Source organism: Vibrio sp. YT-16, assembly GCF_033337405.1.
Taxonomy (GTDB): Bacteria; Pseudomonadota; Gammaproteobacteria; order Enterobacterales; family Vibrionaceae; genus Vibrio; species Vibrio alginolyticus.
Window position 1 is genome coordinate 187362 of sequence record NZ_JAWOQQ010000004.1, and the last position, 16749, is coordinate 204110.

Genomic DNA, 16749 nt, shown 5'->3' on the forward strand with positions numbered 1-16749 from the left:
TATGGATAGCCAAATGAACAGCCGATTGTTTATAGGCAACGTTCGTCACCGTCGATTCACGCCTGTGAATCATGAGTTGAACTACTCTTTATTTATGCCCGCCATTGATGTAGACGAGATCGATGCTTTAGAGAAAAAAGTATGGGGTTTTGGTTCGCGTTGGTGGCATTGGGCTCGCTTCAAGCGCAGTGATTACATTGGTGAAGGTAGCGTCAAGTCGGCAGTGCACAGCAAAATTGAAGAACTGACAGGTGTCCGCTGTACCGGCAAGGTAATCGCAGTCTGTCACTTGCGTTATCTAGGACTTTATTTCAGTCCCGTTAATTTCTACTACGTTTATAACGCGGAAGGAGAATGGAAGTATCTCCTCGCAGAGGTGAGTAACACTCCTTGGAATGAACGACATTACTACGTGGTGTCAGCAGATAAAGAAGAAGAAAAGTTTGGTTGGGAACAAGATAAAGCATTCCATGTTTCACCATTCAACCCGATTGACCAACTCTACCGCTGGAGAATTAAACCTTTGACAGACAAGTTGAATATTCATCTTGAATGTCACAAAGGAGAGAAACACTTTGATGCCACCATGGTTATGAAAGCCAAGCCACTTTCAAGCAAAACCTTATTGAGGTGTTTGATCGTTACACCAATACAAACGGTAAAAGTAATGGTTGGTATTTATTGGCACGCATTAAAACTTTGGGTGAAAGGCGCACCTTTTTATTCTCATCCTAAATATTCAACGCATGAAGAAATAGAAGCCGATACTGAAAAAACAGACAAAAAAAATAAAAAGCATAAGGAGAATTCTGCATGTTAAATACTAGTTCTATGACATTGCCGCGTAAATTGACGACAACGCAAAAAGCGGCTCGCGGAGTTATTTTTCAATGTCTGCAAAAAATGGAAATCGGCTGCTTAACAGTTATTGAAAGTTTTAAGACGGAAACGACAGAGCGAAGCGAGCGTTTTAGTGCGCCAAATGGGGAGTACAGTGGTCAACCTGTTGTCGCTATTATAGAGGTAAAACATCCAGGCTTTTATTCACGGATCTTGCAGGGCGGCAGTATTGCTGCTGGTGAGGCTTATATGGATGGGTGGTGGGATAGCCCCGATTTAACCTCATTAATGAAACTGATGGCCCTTAACATGCGTGCTCTAGATAAACTCGAAGAGCAAGGCAGTTGGTTGACTAAAATACTGTACAAGTTCAGTCATTGGTCAAACAGAAACTCTGAAGAGAACTCACGTAAAAATATCCATGCGCATTACGACTTGGGTAACAACCTATACGAAGCGTTCCTTGATACCAATATGCTGTACTCGTCGGCGCTTTACAATCATGCGGATGACTCTCTAGAGCAGGCTCAAATCAACAAAATGGATCGTCTATGTCAGCAACTTGAGCTGAAGCCCACTGATCATGTTGTTGAAATTGGCACTGGGTGGGGCGCTATGGCGATTTACATGGCTGAACAATACGGTTGTCAGGTCACCACAACAACGATATCTGAAGAGCAACACGCGTACGCGGAGCAAAAAATCAAAGAGCGTGGCTTAGAAGACAAAATCACTCTACTCAAAGAAGATTACCGAAACCTAACCGGCACTTATGACAAGCTCGTTTCTATTGAAATGATTGAAGCTGTGGGCAAACAATTCCTGCCTTCGTACATTAAGGTCTGTGAGTCTTTATTGAAGTCTGGTGGCTTGATGGCGATTCAAGCGATTACGATTGCCGATCAGCGTTACGATTACTACAGTAACAACGTCGACTTTATCCAAAAGTACATTTTCCCGGGTGGTTTTTTACCGTCGGTAACCTCACTAACCCAAGCAACAACAAAGTACAGTGACTTAGTGACGCGAGACTTGTTCGATATTGGTTTGGACTACGCCAAGACGCTGAACGAATGGCACCTTCGTTTTAATCGAGCAGAGAATGAAGTGCGCTCGTTTGGCTACGACGACCGCTTTGTGCGTATGTGGCGCTACTATTTGAGCTACTGTGAAGGTGGCTTTTTGGCTCGCACGATCAGTGCCGTTCACATGACGTTTCAACGCCCGTAGTTCGTTATGAAGGTGTTTCTTGCTTCGACATGGTTCCAACTCTGCTGGTTTGCAGCGGTGCTTGGAACCTATCAATGGCAATGGGTGACGTTATTCCTTACTTTGGCAACCCTACTATATTGTTTGAAAAGCGATGCATCTTCGCTTAAAAGTATTAGTGTGATCGTCACGGTCGGGCTCGTGCTTGATACGCTCAATCAACAACTCTCGGTCTTTGTCTTTCCAACCCCATGGCTGCCAGTCTGGTTATTATGCTTGTGGGTTTTGTTTTCTTGGTATACCTATCAACTTAAGTCAATTTTGTACCGTTTCCCAAAAACCTACGTATCAATAGTAGGCGGTATCGGAGGAACGGCGAGCTACTTTGCTGGCCATAAACTCCAAGCCGTTGAATTTGGATTCAGCACTGGCGCTACACTGGCAATGTTGTTTGTCGAATGGTGCGTCATGATGCTCTTGATACTCAAGGTGTACGGAAATGAAAAGCTTGAAGAGAGTTTTAACTCAGAGACTGACTAGGCTGCTTGCGTTGGTAATAGTAACTGGCTCTTTTGCTCTGCAAGCTCAACCTGTTGGAAATAGCGAAGCTGCCAGCAACATTGCGAATTGGAAGGGATGGAAAACTGTTGGAGAAGCCCAACTTACTTGGTTCATCTTCGATATTTATCACTCAAGATTAAAAGCGCCTGATGGAAAGTTCATCGTAAGCGATGACGTATCGCCACATCCCCTTGCGTTGGAAATTAATTACAAGAGAGACATCAGTAAGCAACAGCTGCTTGATGTGACGGATGAGCAGTGGGCGAAATTGGGTTTTACGGACTCATATCGAAAAGCTTGGATCAGCGAGCTCGATTGTATGTTTCCTGATATTCAAAAAGGTGACGAGCTTACTTATCTAACAGATGGAAAATCTGGTCAGCTGTTTTATAAGCAGGTTGGGGACGTGCAAGTAAAGAACGTTGGCATCATTGAAGACGAACGAATGAACGATGCATTTTTGGCTATATGGTTATCACCCAACACAGAATTTCCGAAACTCCGAAAACAATTGATAGGGCAGGTTAGATAGTGTTTAAACGAATTTTTAAAGCAGCGACTTTAGTGGCAGCTGTTTTTCTTTCGGCATGTTCCGCAGACATTGATAATTACCGCTCTTCTACACCGACTTTTGACGTATTCGGTTATTTCGAAGGCGACATAAAGGCGTGGGGGATGGTGCAAGATTATACCGGACAGCAAACGCGTCGCTTTGAGGTCGATATAGTGGGTACTGTAGCGGGTGATACGCTGACGCTGGTGGAAGACTTCGTGTTTGATGACGGAGAGGTGGACCAGCGAATTTGGGTTATCACTAGATTAGAAGACGGTCGTTATGAAGGTAAGGCAGACGATATTATAGGTGTAGCAACAGGGGAAGAGCAGGGCAATGCGCTACAGTGGCAATATGACTTTGAGCTACAAATGGAGGATTCATCAGTGACAGTTGCTTTTGATGATTGGCTTTATCGTCAGGATGACAGACACGTTTTCAATCTAACGAAAATAAAAAAGTTTGGTGTGGAAGTAGGAACAATAACCTTGTTCTTCCAAAAGCAGCCATAACAAATGGGGCTGATCTTCAATTAATAATCCATTCCATATAACTAAAATTATTTTCTCCCGACCTAACTCTCCTAACTAAAAAAGGTTGACGCTTTCGCGTCAACCTTTTAGGTATCTGGTCGTTACAGGAGGATTACAGCTTATCTGTCAGCTCGATTGCTTGACCGATATAGTTCGCTGGCGTCATCTCTTTCAGACGTGCTTTCTCGTGCTCAGGAAGCTCAAGACCGTCGATGAAGTTACGCATTGCTTCGCCGTCTACACGCTTACCACGAGTTAGCTCTTTCAGCTTCTCGTATGGCTTCTCGATGCCGTAACGACGCATAACTGTTTGTACTGGCTCAGCTAGTACTTCCCAGTTCTTGTCTAATTCAGCAAGAAGCGCTTCACGGTTTACTTCTAGCTTGCTGATGCCTTTAAGCGTAGAAGTGTAAGCGATGATAGCGTAGCCAACACCAACACCAAGGTTACGTAGAACCGTTGAGTCAGTTAGGTCACGTTGCCAACGAGAGATAGGCAGTTTCTGTGCTAGGTGGCCGAATACAGCGTTCGCAAGACCTAGGTTACCTTCTGAGTTTTCAAAGTCGATTGGGTTAACTTTGTGAGGCATTGTTGAAGAACCGATCTCACCAGCAATAGTTTTTTGCTTGAAGTGGCCTAGTGCAATGTAACCCCAAACGTCACGGTCGAAGTCAATCAGGATAGTGTTGAAACGAGCGATAGCGTCGAACAGCTCAGCGATGTAATCGTGCGGTTCGATTTGAGTTGTGTAAGGGTTCCAAGTTACGCCTAGAGACTCTGTGATGAACTCTTCAGAGAACTTGTGCCAATCTAGCTCTGGGTAAGCAGAAAGGTGTGCATTGTAGTTACCTACTGCACCGTTGATTTTCGCTAGGATCTCAACGTTTTCGATTTGCTTGAATTGACGCTCCATACGGTACGCCACGTTTGCCATTTCTTTACCCATAGTAGATGGAGAAGCAGGCTGACCGTGTGTACGAGATAGAAGAGGAATGTCGCGGTATTCCACTGCTAGCGCTTTGATAGCGTCGATTAGGTTACGGATTTCTGGAAGAATCACGTTCTCACGCGCCTCTTTAAGCATTAGAGCGTGTGATGTGTTGTTGATGTCTTCAGAAGTACATGCGAAGTGGAAGAACTCGTTTACTGCGTGCAGTTCAGGAACGTCTGCTACTTTCTCTTTTAGGAAGTACTCAACCGCTTTTACGTCGTGGTTAGTTGTACGCTCGATCTCTTTGATACGGCGTGCATCTTCTTCAGAGAAGTTTGCAGCAAGGTCGTCTAGGAATTGGTTTGCTTCTGCGCTAAACGCTGGCACTTCTGCAATTTCAGCAGTAGCAGCAAGCTTTTGTAGCCAGCGGATTTCAACGATAGTACGGTACTTTAGTAGACCGTATTCACTGAAAATTTCGCGTAACGCAATTGTCTTGCTTCCGTAACGGCCGTCTACTGGTGAAACAGCAGTCAATGCTGACAGTTCCATGATGTTCTCCTGAATTGGGTTTCTAAATTTCGTGAGCTTTATACCAATAACTGTGGCAATTGTCACGAATATTGCGCAAACGTTTGCGCAATATTCGTTTTAGTCGAAAAAAATGAGCTCGCGATAAACGCGAGCTGCTTATTTGATATTTTACTACAGACGAGCAAGAAGGATTTGTGCTTGTTCTACCATCTTCTTGCGCCCGAAGATTAGGTGGCGACGCTTACCACCAACTTGACGCCAAAGAACTGCACTACGAATGCCAGATAACAACAGCGCACGAACTTTGTGTTGGCTTGCCGTCTGCTGCAGTACAGATGGCGTGCCCGTTACTTGAATGCGTGGGCCAATAGGGCTAACGACATCCAGATAGATGCTCGCTAAATTGCTGATCATTTGATCGTCTAGTAGCTCAAAGTGCTCTGACTGACGCTTGGCCATTTGAATACGATCACCAAGCTGAGACATAGCATCGTTACGAGAGCTTAACTTACGCTCTAACGCCATTAAACTAATAATGTAACGAGTAATTTCACTGCCTGATGGTGTGCTATCAATCCCTTTAACCAAGCATTCTAGGCCAAGCTTTAGATCGGCTTCGCGACCGAATACGCCAACTGTGTTAGCAGGGTTAGTGCTCAAAATAGCGTTGATTGATGTTTCAAAAGCATCTTGATCACAATGTCCGTTTCTCGCTACCTGTTGAACTAAAGCAACAGCTTGGCAAATCCCAGCGAAAGCGATAGTACGGTCATAAAGTGTATTCGCCACGTAACGACTCCTAAGCTTGAGAATATTTAATGCGTTGCTCGATGATGCCGCCACCTAGGCACACGTCACCTTTGTAGAACACTGCTGATTGACCTGGAGTTACAGCAATTTGTGGCTCGTCAAAGATAACTTTAATGTTTTCATCATCGATAGGGATGATTGTACAAGGAATATCTTCCTGACGGTAACGAGTTTTCACTGTGCACTTCATAACATCGCGAATTGGCTCACGATCTACCCAGTGAAGTTGTGATGCAAGTAGACCTTCTGATTTTAACATTGGATGGTCTTTACCTTGAACGGCAATCAAAACGTTACGTTCTAGATCTTTCTCACCAACGAACCATGGGTCCTCGTTACCACCGCCGCCTTTACGGCCACCGATGTGTAGACCTTTACGCTGACCAAGCGTGTGGTACATCAGGCCTTGGTGTTGACCAATCACTTCGCCTTCTGGAGTCTCGATATTACCAGGCTGAGCTGGAAGGTAGCGACCCAGGAATTCCGTAAACTTACGTTCACCGATGAAACAAATACCAGTTGAGTCTTTCTTCTTAGCAGTAATTAGGTCTTGTTCTTCCGCAATGCGGCGTACTTCTGGCTTCTCTAGGTCACCAACAGGGAATAGGCTACGTGCAATTTGCTCGTTGCTTAATGTGTACAGAAAGTAGCTTTGATCTTTGTTGCCATCTAGACCACGTAGCATCTGTGGTTTTTCACCGTTTTCTGGGAAAGAGCGACGCACATAGTGGCCCATTGCAATGTAATCAGCATCAAGTACTTCATCAGCGAATTCTAGGAATGCTTTGAACTTGATTTCTTTGTTACAAAGAATGTCAGGGTTCGGAGTACGGCCCGCTTTGTATTCAGCAAGGAAGTACTCAAATACGTTATCCCAGTATTCGGCAGCAAAGTTGATAGTGTGTAGGTGGATGCCTAGCTTGTCACATACTGCCTGAGCGTCAGCAAGATCTTCTGCCGCTGTACAATATTCTTCGTTGTCATCTTCTTCCCAGTTCTTCATGAAAAGGCCTTCTACTTGGTAGCCTTGCTGCTTTAGAAGATACGCGGAAACAGATGAATCAACGCCGCCGGACATACCGACGATGACTTTCTTTTGGCTGTTATCAGACATTACTAAACACCACTTAAATAAACGGGATGCAGATTCTATCAGAATCCACAGACCGGTGACAGATCCGAGATCGAAATCACAATTCGTTTCGCTGGATTTTTCTTCAACAAAGATTCGAACGAGTAATTTCGCAAGTATAGAAGAGGTATATATGGCATAGTTGGCCAAAATCCAAGAGGAAACATCAAATGACAGAAGAAAACCAATTTATGCAAGAAAGTGAGTTGATTGAAATTGTTGAAAATCAGCTCGAAGATGGCAACCCGCTTAAAGTAAAAGAAACCCTTATGCGTTTAATGATGACTGGCACACCACGTGAAGATGCGGTTGCGATGATGGCATGTGCGATGTCAATTGAGATTTTTGATGTGATGAAGAATGAAGGTGAGTTCAACCTAAAGCGTTATAGCGAGCACCTTGAGCAACTACCAGATCTCAGCTTTATGGAAGGTGAATAAGCCACCTAAAAGAAAAAAGTAGTCAGCAAACGTTTGCTATAATCGCTTTTATTGCTGCTTTATTATTAGCGGTATAGAATCCGCTCTCCTTTTCATCCCCTTACTCAGACTGACAATATGAAATTTCCTGGACAACGCAAATCGAAGCACTATTTTCCTGTTCATGCTCGTGACCCGCTGGTGAGCCAAGCACAAGAAAGCAAGAAGATGACGCGCACTCACATCATTGGTATTGACCAAACCTTGGTTGATATTGAAGCAAAAGTTACAACGGATGTGATTGAAAAGTACGGTCTGAGTAAAGGTCACTCTTTGGTTATCGATGACGATAGAGCAGAAGAGTTATACCAGCAACTGAAAGAAGAGAACTTGATTACCAATGAGTATGCGGGCGGTACAATTGGTAACACGCTACATAACTACTCCGTGCTAGCGGATGATCGCTCCACACTACTTGGAGTGATGAGCCAGGATATTAAGATTGGCAGCTACGGTTACCGTTATCTTTGTAATACATCAAGCCGCATGGATTTGAACTACCTACAAGGTGTAGATGGTGCAATTGGCCGTTGTTTTGCTCTTATCACAGAAGACGGTGAACGTACTTTTGCTATCAGCGAAGGGCAAATGAACCAACTCCATCCTGATAGCATTCCAGAGAAAATCTTTAAAAATGCATCAGCACTTGTACTGACGTCATATCTAGTACGTTGCAAAGACGGCGACCCAATGCCGGAAGCAACAATGAAAGCGATTGAGTACGCGAAAAAGAATGATGTGCCTGTTGTTCTGACTCTAGGCACAAAGTTTGTTATTCAAGATGATCCTAAATATTGGCAAGAATTCATTCGAGATAACGTTTCAGTCGTTGCGATGAATGAAGATGAAGCAGAAGCTCTGACGGGGGAATCTGATCCACTTGCTGCGTCTGATAAAACATTGGAGTGGGCTGATCTAGTATTGTGCACGGCGGGTCCTGTAGGTCTATTTATGGCTGGGTATACAGAAGATAGCGCGAAGCGCGAAACTTCTTTGCCATTGCTTCCAGGGTCAATTGCTGAATTTAATCGTTATGAATTTAGTCGTCCGGCGAAAAAAGACTCATGCGAGACGCCAATAAAAGTGTACTCGCATATCTCGCCATATATGGGTGGCCCAGAAAAAATTAAGAATACAAATGGCGCAGGTGATGCCGCGTTATCTGCGGTTCTTCATGATATGGCAGCAAATAAATACCATAAAGAAAATGTGCCTAATTCAAGCAAGCACAGTAACGAGTATTTAACTTACTCTTCTTTTTCTCAAGTCTGCAAATACGCAAACCGCGCGAGCTACGAAGTTCTCGTGCAACATTCACCACGATTGTCGCGCGGACTTCCTGAGCGAGAAGATAGCCTAGAAGAAGCATACTGGGAACGTTAATACGAAGCGGTTTAATTAACTATTCTGTAACTAAAGTAAAAGGCGCATTAAGAAATGTGCCTTTTTTATTTGTAATGGTTTAAATAAAAAAGGCTCCCTATGGGAGCCTTTTAAAAATAGCACGGATCTAGATTAGAAACTCATCCAGAGATTTACCTGCATCAAGTTGCTCTTGAATTGCCGAAGGTGTACGACCTTGGCCAGTCCAAGTTTTCTCATTACCGTTTGAATCTGTGTATTTGTATTTAGCAGGGCGAGGTGCGCGCTTCGCTTTGCCTTTCGTCTTAGTTTCGCCAGATAGCGCAGTAATAAGTGCTTCCACGTCAATACCGTCTTGAGCGATTTTCTCAGCAATCTCTGCAAGCTTAGCTTCTTGCTCTGCTTGTGCTGCGCGTTCTGCTTCTTCTGCTTCACGACGCTCATCTACGACAGTAGTGAGTTTATCTAGAGCTTCTTCCAATTGTTCTAGAGTCAGCTCACGAGAAAATGCACGAAGGCTACGGATATTTAGAAGGGTTTTAGTCAGCTCTGACATAACGATTCCTATTAAAAGGTTAATGTGTTGGGCACTTTTTATCGTTACGATTAAATAATGCCAATCTATAAATAAACAAAGAGTCCTTATATTTAACTTTATCTTTTCCTTATGTGCAAATGCTAAATCAAGATTTTGTTTAAATTTGACTATTTTTTAAAGCAATTAATATTATTACACTCGAAATAAATCATTATTAGATGAGAACTAAAATCAACAATCATTATTGTATAGAGAGAGCGACAGCTTGGTTTTTTATAAAAAAATTTGAGTTATTACTTAAAAATATGAAGCCTCCATCTTTAATGGTGTGTCATATATCCTTAATTTATTGATATAAGATAAACCATGATATTTCTAAGGTAGTAATAATGTTTCATAAATAACATGATTGATGTGATTTCAGTTGCACAAAACTTATGGAAGTAGGCAAGGTTTATAAATTATCTCAGTCATTATTTATTTGTTTAATTTAGTTTGATGTGTTGCATTGACTCTCATCATAAGTACAATGGCTGCCACCTGATGCAATATTGCAGACAATTTGTTGTTAATTTGTACAGTTAGTGGTTAATTGTTTGTTGTTGCCGTAGAGGCGCGGTCTCGAAGAGTAGCTATTATTGGGGTGATGCCAATGAATAATAGTGGAAGGCGAAGATTGCCGAAGTAAGTAACTCATCAAAGTTACTTGCTGGGGTTGTATCTGAAAGGAACAACACTGCCATAGTATATATTCACATTAAACTATGGAGCGCTACTGTAGGGTTGGGTGGAGTGTTCGCTTCCCTGTCGCTAAGTTCAACATGAGCACGTATCGTATGCTACGTGACTTGTCTGCAGTAGATCTCTAGCCAAACTTTGGTTTTTGAAGATCATGAATTTAATAGATTTTTCTAGTTCTCCTGTTTCATTATTGCCACCTATTGTCGCTTTGACTTTGGCGATTTTGACTCGACGTGTATTAGTTTCCTTGGGTGTAGGTATCGTGCTAGGTGCGGTGCTACTTAATAGCTGGTCTATCAGCGACACCGCAGGTTACGTCAGTTCTCAAGTTTCTTCTGTCTTTATTGAAGATGGCGGAATTAACACTTGGAACATGAGCATTGTTGGTTTCCTAATCTTATTAGGTATGACAACAGCTTTATTAACGCTATCTGGCGGTACTCGTGCTTTTGCTGAATGGGCACAATCTCGAGTGAAGAGTAAACGCGGCTCCAAACTTCTTGCCGCCTTTTTAGGCGTATTCATTTTTGTCGATGATTACTTTAATAGCCTTGCTGTTGGTGCGATCTCTCGCCCAGTAACCGATCGCTTTTATGTGTCTCGCGCTAAGCTTGCGTACATTCTAGACTCAACCGCTGCTCCAATGTGTGTAATTATGCCTGCTTCTAGCTGGGGTGCTTACATTATTACTATTATTGGCGGGATCTTAGTCTCACATGGGATCACAGAGTATTCGGCTCTTGGCGCATATGTTCGTCTTATCCCAATGAACTTCTACGCCGTTTTTGCGCTGCTAATGGTGTTCGCTGTTGCGTGGTTTGGTCTTGATATTGGTAAAATGCGTGAGCATGAGATCTCTGCATCGCAAGGTCGTGGCTTTGATAAAGACAAAGAAAATGACTCGCAAGAAGCGCATGACCTAAACGAAGAGCTAGATATCCGTGAAAGTGAAAAGGGTAAAGTGTCAGATTTGATACTTCCTATCGTGACGCTGATTATCGCGACTATCGCTTCAATGCTTTACACGGGTGGCCAAGCATTGGCTGCTGATGGTAAGGAGTTTGCGCTTCTTGGTGCTTTTGAAAATACAGATGTAGGTACATCACTAATCTACGGTAGCTTGCTTGGCTTAGCAGTTGCACTGTTTACTGTTGTGAAGCAAGGTCTACCAATGGCTGAGATCGCACGTACACTTTGGATTGGTGCTAAGTCTATGTTTGGTGCGATTCTAATCTTAGTATTTGCCTGGACCATTGGCTCTGTTATCGGTGATATGAAGACTGGTACTTACCTTTCGACAATGGCGCAGGGAAATATCAACCCTCATTGGCTCCCAGTTATCTTATTCCTGCTGTCTGGCCTGATGGCGTTCTCAACAGGTACTTCATGGGGTACGTTCGGCATCATGCTTCCAATCGCTGGAGACATGGCTGGCGCAACAGACGTAGCGCTAATGCTACCGATGCTGAGTGCGGTTTTAGCTGGTGCGGTATTCGGTGACCATTGTTCACCAATCTCAGATACGACTATCTTGTCATCGACGGGTGCACGTTGTAACCACATTGATCACGTATCAACACAGCTACCTTATGCATTATCAGTCGCGCTTGTTTCATGCGTCGGCTTTATTGCCCTTGGTATGACTGCTTCAATAGCGTTCTCGTTCATTGCAGCGTCGATAACATTCATTATCGTTTGCGCTATTTTGTCATGGCTTTCAAAGTCTAAAATAGCGTCTTGCCAGAGTGCGTAATTCACTGATTTAAAAAGTAAATTTATAGGAGGCTTCGGCCTCCTTTTTTATTTGTATTATACAATTCGAATTTTTTTAAAATTAAGGGTTGAAAAAAGTAATCAGCTTGGTTAGTGTTGTTGGTAACAAAGCAAATGAGAAGAGCCTTGAAATAAGTATGCGTAATTTTGTAATGAACATTCATCACCATCATCACCCAATCTAGTCTTTCGGGCGATGTACGCATACCCGGGAGGCAGGAAACTCCCGGAGGTAAAATCAAAGTAAAAGCAGATTTTAAACCCTCGGGAGACCTCAATCTCCCGAGGGTTTTTTAGTTTTATTAGTTTGAAAAATACTTAGATATCAAAATCTTGCATAGGGACAAAGCAATGCAAACACAACGTTTAAGAATCGCAATTCAGAAAAAAGGTCGTCTTAGCAAAGAGAGTCAAGCTCTACTAAAACAGTGCGGCGTAAAGTTCAACGTAATGGGCGAGCGTTTAGTTGTCCATTCTGAAAATATGCCAATTGATTTACTCTTGGTTCGTGACGACGACATCCCAGGTTTAATTATGGATGGCGTGGTTGACCTTGGCTTTATTGGCGAAAATGAACTAGAAGAAGTTCGCCTTGACCGCAAAGCATTAGGTGAACCCTGCGAGTTTGTTCAGCTTCGTCGACTTGATTTTGGTGGCTGTCGTTTATCTATCGCAATCGACAAGGACGAAGAGTACAACGGTCCACAAGACTTAGCTGGCAAGCGTATTGCTACAACGTATCCTCAACTTCTAAAAGCGTACATGGATGAAGCCGGCGTTCCATTCTCTACATGTATGCTGACAGGCTCTGTAGAAGTTGCCCCTCGCGCGGGTCTCGCTGATGCTATCGCTGATTTGGTTTCTACAGGTGCAACACTGGAAGCGAACGGCCTTAAAGAAGCTGAAATTATCTTTAAATCAAAAGCGACATTGATTCAACGCACAGGTGAGTTCGACGCAGACAAAGTGGCGCTAATCGAAAAGCTGTTAACTCGCATGCAAGGCGTGCAGCAAGCGAAAGAATCTAAGTACATTATGCTTCACGCCCCAGCAGAGAAGTTAGATCAAATTAAAGCACTACTGCCAGGTGCTGAAGACCCAACTGTTCTTCCTCTTTCTGCAGATAAGCAGAAAATGGCTGTTCACTTAGTGAGTTCTGAAAACCTATTCTGGGAAACAATGGAACAGCTGAAAGAGTTGGGCGCAAGTTCAATTCTCGTTCTACCAATTGAAAAAATGATGGAGTAAGCATCATGAGAACAGTCGTTTGGCAATCATTAAGTGAGAATCAGCAAGACTCTATTTTGGAGCGCCCTGCTATTGCAGAAGGTGCCAATATCACCACTGCTGTGGCCGAAGTTATTGCTAAAGTTCGAGAAGAAGGTGACTCTGCTCTTATTGAGCTGACAGAAAAGTTTGACCGTGTTAAGCCTGAATCCATTCGTGTTTCTTCTCAGGAAATTAAGGCAGCGTCAGAGCGTTTGTCAGAGTCAATGAAGAGCGCACTAGAGCAAGCTTACGCCAATATTTCTAAGTTCCACAAAGCGCAAAAGCCGCAACCGCTCAAGGTGGAAACGCAGCCAGGTGTTCTTTGTGAACAAGTAACACGTCCAATTCAAAAAGTGGGTTTGTACATTCCTGGTGGCAGTGCGCCTTTGCCATCGACTGTTTTGATGCTCGGCGTTCCTGCAAAAATTGCAGGTTGTCGTAAAGTCGTTCTTTGTTCTCCACCGCCAATCGCTGATGAGATCCTTTATGTCGCGAAGCTGTGTGGCATTGATGAAGTGTACAACGTCGGTGGTGGCCAAGCAGTTGCTGCAATGGCTTATGGCACCGAGACTGTATCGAAAGTAGATAAGATCTTTGGTCCGGGCAACGCTTACGTGACCGAAGCAAAACGACAGGTTAGCAATGATTTCCGCGGTGCTGCGATTGATATGCCAGCAGGGCCATCAGAAGTTCTTGTGATTGCCGATGAAACCGCAGATGCAGACTTTATCGCTGCGGATCTTTTGAGCCAAGCAGAACACGGTCCTGATTCTCAAGTGGTATTGGTGACTCCTTCTCCTGTGATTGCTGATAAAGTGACGGATGCGGTTCAACGTCAGCTTAAGGAGCTATCTCGTGCGGACATCGCAGAGCAAGCATTGGCTTCAAGCTTGATCATCATTGCCGAGTCTCTTACTCAATCGGTTTCCATTTCGAATTACTACGGTCCTGAGCACTTAATTGTTCAGACTAAGAACCCACGCGAGCTTTTACCTCTATTAGATAACGCAGGTTCTATCTTCCTAGGTGATTGGTCGCCTGAATCAGCAGGTGATTACGCATCGGGCACCAACCACGTTCTTCCTACTTACGGTTACACACGCACGTATTCAAGCTTAGGTTTGGCCGATTTCTCTAAACGAATGACGGTTCAAGAACTGTCTGCTGATGGCCTAAAGAACCTTGCACCAACTGTGGTCACCATGGCGGAAGCAGAAGGTCTGGATGCGCACAAACGTGCAGTGACCATTCGCGTAGAAAAATTAGCAAGTAAGAAAGAATAAGAGAGTAATGAGATGGAAAAGCTAGCGCGTAAACAAGTCCAACAGCTTACCCCTTATATGTCGGCTCGCCGAATCGGTGGTACGGGTGACGTATGGCTAAACGCCAACGAATCGCCATTCAATAATGAATATAAAACAGACTTTGCTCGTCTTAATCGTTACAGCGAATGCCAACCGAAAGAACTGATTTCCGCTTATGCAGCGTATGCGGGTGTGAAACCAGAACAAACGCTGACTTCTCGCGGTGCTGATGAAAGTATTGAACTACTGATTCGTGCTTTCTGTGAGCCGGGTGAAGATGCGATTCTTTACTGCCCACCGACTTACGGTATGTACGCCATCAGTGCAGAAACCATAGGTGTAGAGCGTAAAACCGTGCCGCTAACGTCAGATTGGCAACTAGACCTTGCAGGCATCGAAGCTAATCTGGATAACGTGAAACTGGTTTTTGTATGTTCGCCAAACAACCCAACAGGTAACTTGGTTAAGCGAGAGGACATTGTGTCTCTGCTTGAGATGACAAAAGACCGTGCAATCGTGGTGATGGATGAAGCGTACATCGATTTTTGTCCAGAAGCGTCAACGGTGGACCTACTGGCGCAATACTCGAATCTTGCGATTCTGCGTACTCTGTCGAAAGCTTTTGCGCTTGCAGGTCTGCGTTGTGGATTTACGCTTGCGAACGAAGAGCTTATTAATGTACTTCTTAAAGTTATCGCACCTTACCCAGTCCCAGTTCCAGTGGCAGAAATTGCGACTCAGGCGCTTTCGGAAGCTGGTTTAGCACGAGCGAAGTTTCAAGTTCTCGATTTGAATGCAAACCGTGCTTACTTGCAAGTTGGCCTTTCAATGATTCCGGGTTTGGAAGTGTTTGAAGGGTGGGGGAACTACCTATTGGTGAAATTCCCAGATGGCGATGACCTTTTCAAAGCGGCTTGGGATACGGGCATTATTTTGCGTAACTCGCCAATTGAAAACTGTGTGCGTATCAGTGTGGGTAACCGTGACGAGTGCGAAAAAACGCTTGGATTTATCAGAAACTACTACGCATAGATAGAGACAGAATTTATCGCTCTCGCTCAATAGCGGGAGCGCCAAAAGAATAGCAATAAGGAAGTTCGAGTGAGCAAACAACAAAAAATCCTTTTTATCGACCGTGATGGCACCTTAATTGTTGAGCCGCCGATTGATTTTCAAGTAGACCGTTTAGATAAGCTAAAACTAGAACCATTTGTTATCCCAAGCCTGCTGTCGTTGCAGGATGCAGGATATCGTCTAGTGATGGTCACGAACCAAGATGGTTTGGGTACAGACAGCTACCCACAAGCTGATTTTGATGCACCGCACAACATGATGATGGAGATCTTTGAGTCTCAAGGTGTGAAGTTCGATGACGTACTGATTTGTCCTCACTTTGATGAAGATAACTGCTCTTGCCGTAAGCCTAAACTAGGCTTGGTAAAAGAGTATCTTCAAGGTGGCAAAGTAGATTTCCAAAACTCTGTTGTGATTGGCGATCGTCAAACCGATCTTCAACTTGCAGAAAACATGGCAATTCGTGGTATTCAATACAACCCAGAAACCATGGGCTGGAAACAGATCCTAAAAGATCTCACAGTGAAGGCGCGCGTGGCTGAAGTGGTCCGCACCACAAAAGAAACAGACATCAAAGTATTCGTTAATCTTGACGAGCAAGGCGGTAATGACATTTCTACAGGTCTTGGCTTTTTTGACCACATGCTGGATCAAATCGCGACGCACGGTGGATTCCAAATGGTGTGCAAAGTGGAAGGTGACCTGCACATTGATGATCACCACACAGTGGAAGATACCGCTCTTGCGTTAGGTCAAGCGTTGAAGGAAGCACTGAGTGACAAGCGTGGTATTGGTCGCTTTGGCTTTAGCTTGCCAATGGATGAGTGTTTGGCGCAATGCGCACTAGACCTATCAGGTCGTCCTTACCTTAAGTTCGACGCGCAGTTTAGTCGTGAGCAAGTGGGTGATCTTTCAACAGAGATGGTGGTTCACTTCTTCCGCTCTCTGACTGACACATTAGCGTGTACGTTGCACCTTTCTTCGGCGGGCAACAATGATCACCACATCATTGAAAGTCTATTTAAAGCGTTTGGTCGTACGCTACGCCAAGCAATCAAAGTAGAAGGCACTGAGCTACCAAGTAGTAAAGGCGTGCTTTAAGGCTA

16 protein-coding genes, 1 riboswitch and 1 other annotated feature are annotated in these 16749 nt (G+C 44.0%); of the genes, 12 read left to right on the top strand and 4 right to left on the bottom strand.

Annotated elements, in window-relative coordinates:
- Position 1 precedes the first annotated feature (1 nt).
- The 5 genes from R7F07_RS09245 to R7F07_RS09265 are packed head-to-tail and all read left to right on the top strand — an operon-like array spanning position 2 to position 3675.
- Positions 2-820 (top strand): DUF1365 domain-containing protein, encoded by an 819-nt coding sequence (locus tag R7F07_RS09245; RefSeq protein ID WP_047100784.1) that lies wholly within the window; start codon positions 2-4, stop codon positions 818-820.
- Entirely contained in the window at positions 814-2070 is a 1257-nt protein-coding gene (locus R7F07_RS09250; RefSeq protein ID WP_171342736.1) for an SAM-dependent methyltransferase, read from the top strand. The genes R7F07_RS09245 and R7F07_RS09250 overlap by 7 nt, the downstream gene beginning before the upstream one ends.
- Positions 2071-2076: 6 nt before the next feature.
- The gene (locus tag R7F07_RS09255; RefSeq protein WP_171342735.1) at positions 2077-2589 is read left to right on the top strand and encodes a DUF2878 domain-containing protein; all 513 of its coding nucleotides are present in this window, start codon (positions 2077-2079) and stop codon (positions 2587-2589) included.
- On the top strand, positions 2549-3142 hold the full coding sequence (locus R7F07_RS09260; RefSeq protein ID WP_171342734.1) for a hypothetical protein: 594 nt from the start codon (positions 2549-2551) through the stop codon (positions 3140-3142). Before R7F07_RS09255 ends, R7F07_RS09260 begins: the two co-directional genes overlap by 41 nt.
- The gene (locus R7F07_RS09265; protein WP_137281853.1) at positions 3142-3675 is read left to right on the top strand and encodes a DUF3833 domain-containing protein; all 534 of its coding nucleotides are present in this window, start codon (positions 3142-3144) and stop codon (positions 3673-3675) included. Before R7F07_RS09260 ends, R7F07_RS09265 begins: the two co-directional genes overlap by 1 nt.
- Before the next feature lie 133 nt (positions 3676-3808).
- Here the strand turns inward: R7F07_RS09265 and purB are convergent, their stop codons facing one another.
- The 3 genes from purB to mnmA all read right to left on the bottom strand — a co-directional run bounded on the left by purB (position 3809) and on the right by mnmA (position 7085).
- Positions 3809-5179, bottom strand: a complete 1371-nt coding sequence (gene purB, locus R7F07_RS09270) for an adenylosuccinate lyase (protein ID WP_005378198.1) — start codon at positions 5177-5179, stop codon at positions 3809-3811.
- 153 nt (positions 5180-5332) lie between these two features.
- The gene (gene hflD / locus R7F07_RS09275; protein ID WP_005378194.1) at positions 5333-5950 is read right to left on the bottom strand and encodes a high frequency lysogenization protein HflD; all 618 of its coding nucleotides are present in this window, start codon (positions 5948-5950) and stop codon (positions 5333-5335) included.
- Between the two features lie 10 nt (positions 5951-5960).
- A complete protein-coding gene (mnmA, locus tag R7F07_RS09280; protein ID WP_005378192.1) occupies positions 5961-7085 on the bottom strand; it encodes a tRNA 2-thiouridine(34) synthase MnmA in 1125 nt (374 codons plus the stop codon).
- A gap of 188 nt (positions 7086-7273) precedes the next feature.
- On the opposite strand from mnmA, the gene R7F07_RS09285 reads away from it, so the two are divergent.
- Positions 7274-7543 (top strand): hypothetical protein, encoded by a 270-nt coding sequence (locus tag R7F07_RS09285; RefSeq protein ID WP_005378190.1) that lies wholly within the window; start codon positions 7274-7276, stop codon positions 7541-7543.
- A 117-nt stretch (positions 7544-7660) separates the two neighbouring features.
- The gene (locus R7F07_RS09290) at positions 7661-8965 is read left to right on the top strand and encodes an inosine/guanosine kinase (RefSeq protein ID WP_137281855.1); all 1305 of its coding nucleotides are present in this window, start codon (positions 7661-7663) and stop codon (positions 8963-8965) included.
- Between the two features lie 127 nt (positions 8966-9092).
- Here the strand turns inward: R7F07_RS09290 and R7F07_RS09295 are convergent, their stop codons facing one another.
- On the bottom strand, positions 9093-9500 hold the full coding sequence (locus tag R7F07_RS09295) for an H-NS family nucleoid-associated regulatory protein (protein ID WP_005378185.1): 408 nt from the start codon (positions 9498-9500) through the stop codon (positions 9093-9095).
- Between the two features lie 582 nt (positions 9501-10082).
- A riboswitch (Lysine riboswitch) is annotated at positions 10083-10265 on the top strand.
- Between the two features lie 109 nt (positions 10266-10374).
- Between R7F07_RS09295 and tet(35) the strand changes: the two genes are divergently transcribed.
- The 5 genes from tet(35) to hisB all read left to right on the top strand — a co-directional run bounded on the left by tet(35) (position 10375) and on the right by hisB (position 16744).
- The gene (gene tet(35), locus R7F07_RS09300) at positions 10375-11976 is read left to right on the top strand and encodes a tetracycline efflux Na+/H+ antiporter family transporter Tet(35) (RefSeq protein WP_017634691.1); all 1602 of its coding nucleotides are present in this window, start codon (positions 10375-10377) and stop codon (positions 11974-11976) included.
- A gap of 180 nt (positions 11977-12156) precedes the next feature.
- Positions 12157-12294: a sequence feature (His leader region), on the top strand.
- A gap of 53 nt (positions 12295-12347) precedes the next feature.
- Positions 12348-13244, top strand: a complete 897-nt coding sequence (gene hisG / locus R7F07_RS09305) for an ATP phosphoribosyltransferase (RefSeq protein ID WP_005378180.1) — start codon at positions 12348-12350, stop codon at positions 13242-13244.
- A gap of 5 nt (positions 13245-13249) precedes the next feature.
- Entirely contained in the window at positions 13250-14548 is a 1299-nt protein-coding gene (hisD, locus tag R7F07_RS09310; RefSeq protein ID WP_171342733.1) for a histidinol dehydrogenase, read from the top strand.
- 12 nt (positions 14549-14560) lie between these two features.
- A complete protein-coding gene (gene hisC / locus R7F07_RS09315; protein ID WP_158156141.1) occupies positions 14561-15601 on the top strand; it encodes a histidinol-phosphate transaminase in 1041 nt (346 codons plus the stop codon).
- Between the two features lie 69 nt (positions 15602-15670).
- A complete protein-coding gene (gene hisB, locus R7F07_RS09320) occupies positions 15671-16744 on the top strand; it encodes a bifunctional histidinol-phosphatase/imidazoleglycerol-phosphate dehydratase HisB (protein ID WP_005378173.1) in 1074 nt (357 codons plus the stop codon).
- Positions 16745-16749 lie beyond the last annotated feature (5 nt).

Excerpts from the sequence above, each read along its gene's own strand:
- R7F07_RS09255 (WP_171342735.1), top strand. The coding sequence starts at position 2,077 with ATGAAGGTGTTTCTTGCTTCGACATGGTTCCAACTCTGCTGGTTTGCA.
- R7F07_RS09295 (WP_005378185.1), bottom strand. The coding sequence starts at position 9,500 with ATGTCAGAGCTGACTAAAACCCTTCTAAATATCCGTAGCCTTCGTGCA.
- hisC (WP_158156141.1), top strand. The coding sequence starts at position 14,561 with ATGGAAAAGCTAGCGCGTAAACAAGTCCAACAGCTTACCCCTTATATG.
- R7F07_RS09290 (WP_137281855.1), top strand. The coding sequence starts at position 7,661 with ATGAAATTTCCTGGACAACGCAAATCGAAGCACTATTTTCCTGTTCAT.
- purB (WP_005378198.1), bottom strand. The coding sequence starts at position 5,179 with ATGGAACTGTCAGCATTGACTGCTGTTTCACCAGTAGACGGCCGTTAC.
- R7F07_RS09285 (WP_005378190.1), top strand. The coding sequence starts at position 7,274 with ATGACAGAAGAAAACCAATTTATGCAAGAAAGTGAGTTGATTGAAATT.
- mnmA (WP_005378192.1), bottom strand. The coding sequence starts at position 7,085 with ATGTCTGATAACAGCCAAAAGAAAGTCATCGTCGGTATGTCCGGCGGC.
- R7F07_RS09260 (WP_171342734.1), top strand. The coding sequence starts at position 2,549 with ATGAAAAGCTTGAAGAGAGTTTTAACTCAGAGACTGACTAGGCTGCTT.
- R7F07_RS09245 (WP_047100784.1), top strand. The coding sequence starts at position 2 with ATGGATAGCCAAATGAACAGCCGATTGTTTATAGGCAACGTTCGTCAC.
- hisD (WP_171342733.1), top strand. The coding sequence starts at position 13,250 with ATGAGAACAGTCGTTTGGCAATCATTAAGTGAGAATCAGCAAGACTCT.
- R7F07_RS09250 (WP_171342736.1), top strand. The coding sequence starts at position 814 with ATGTTAAATACTAGTTCTATGACATTGCCGCGTAAATTGACGACAACG.
- hisG (WP_005378180.1), top strand. The coding sequence starts at position 12,348 with ATGCAAACACAACGTTTAAGAATCGCAATTCAGAAAAAAGGTCGTCTT.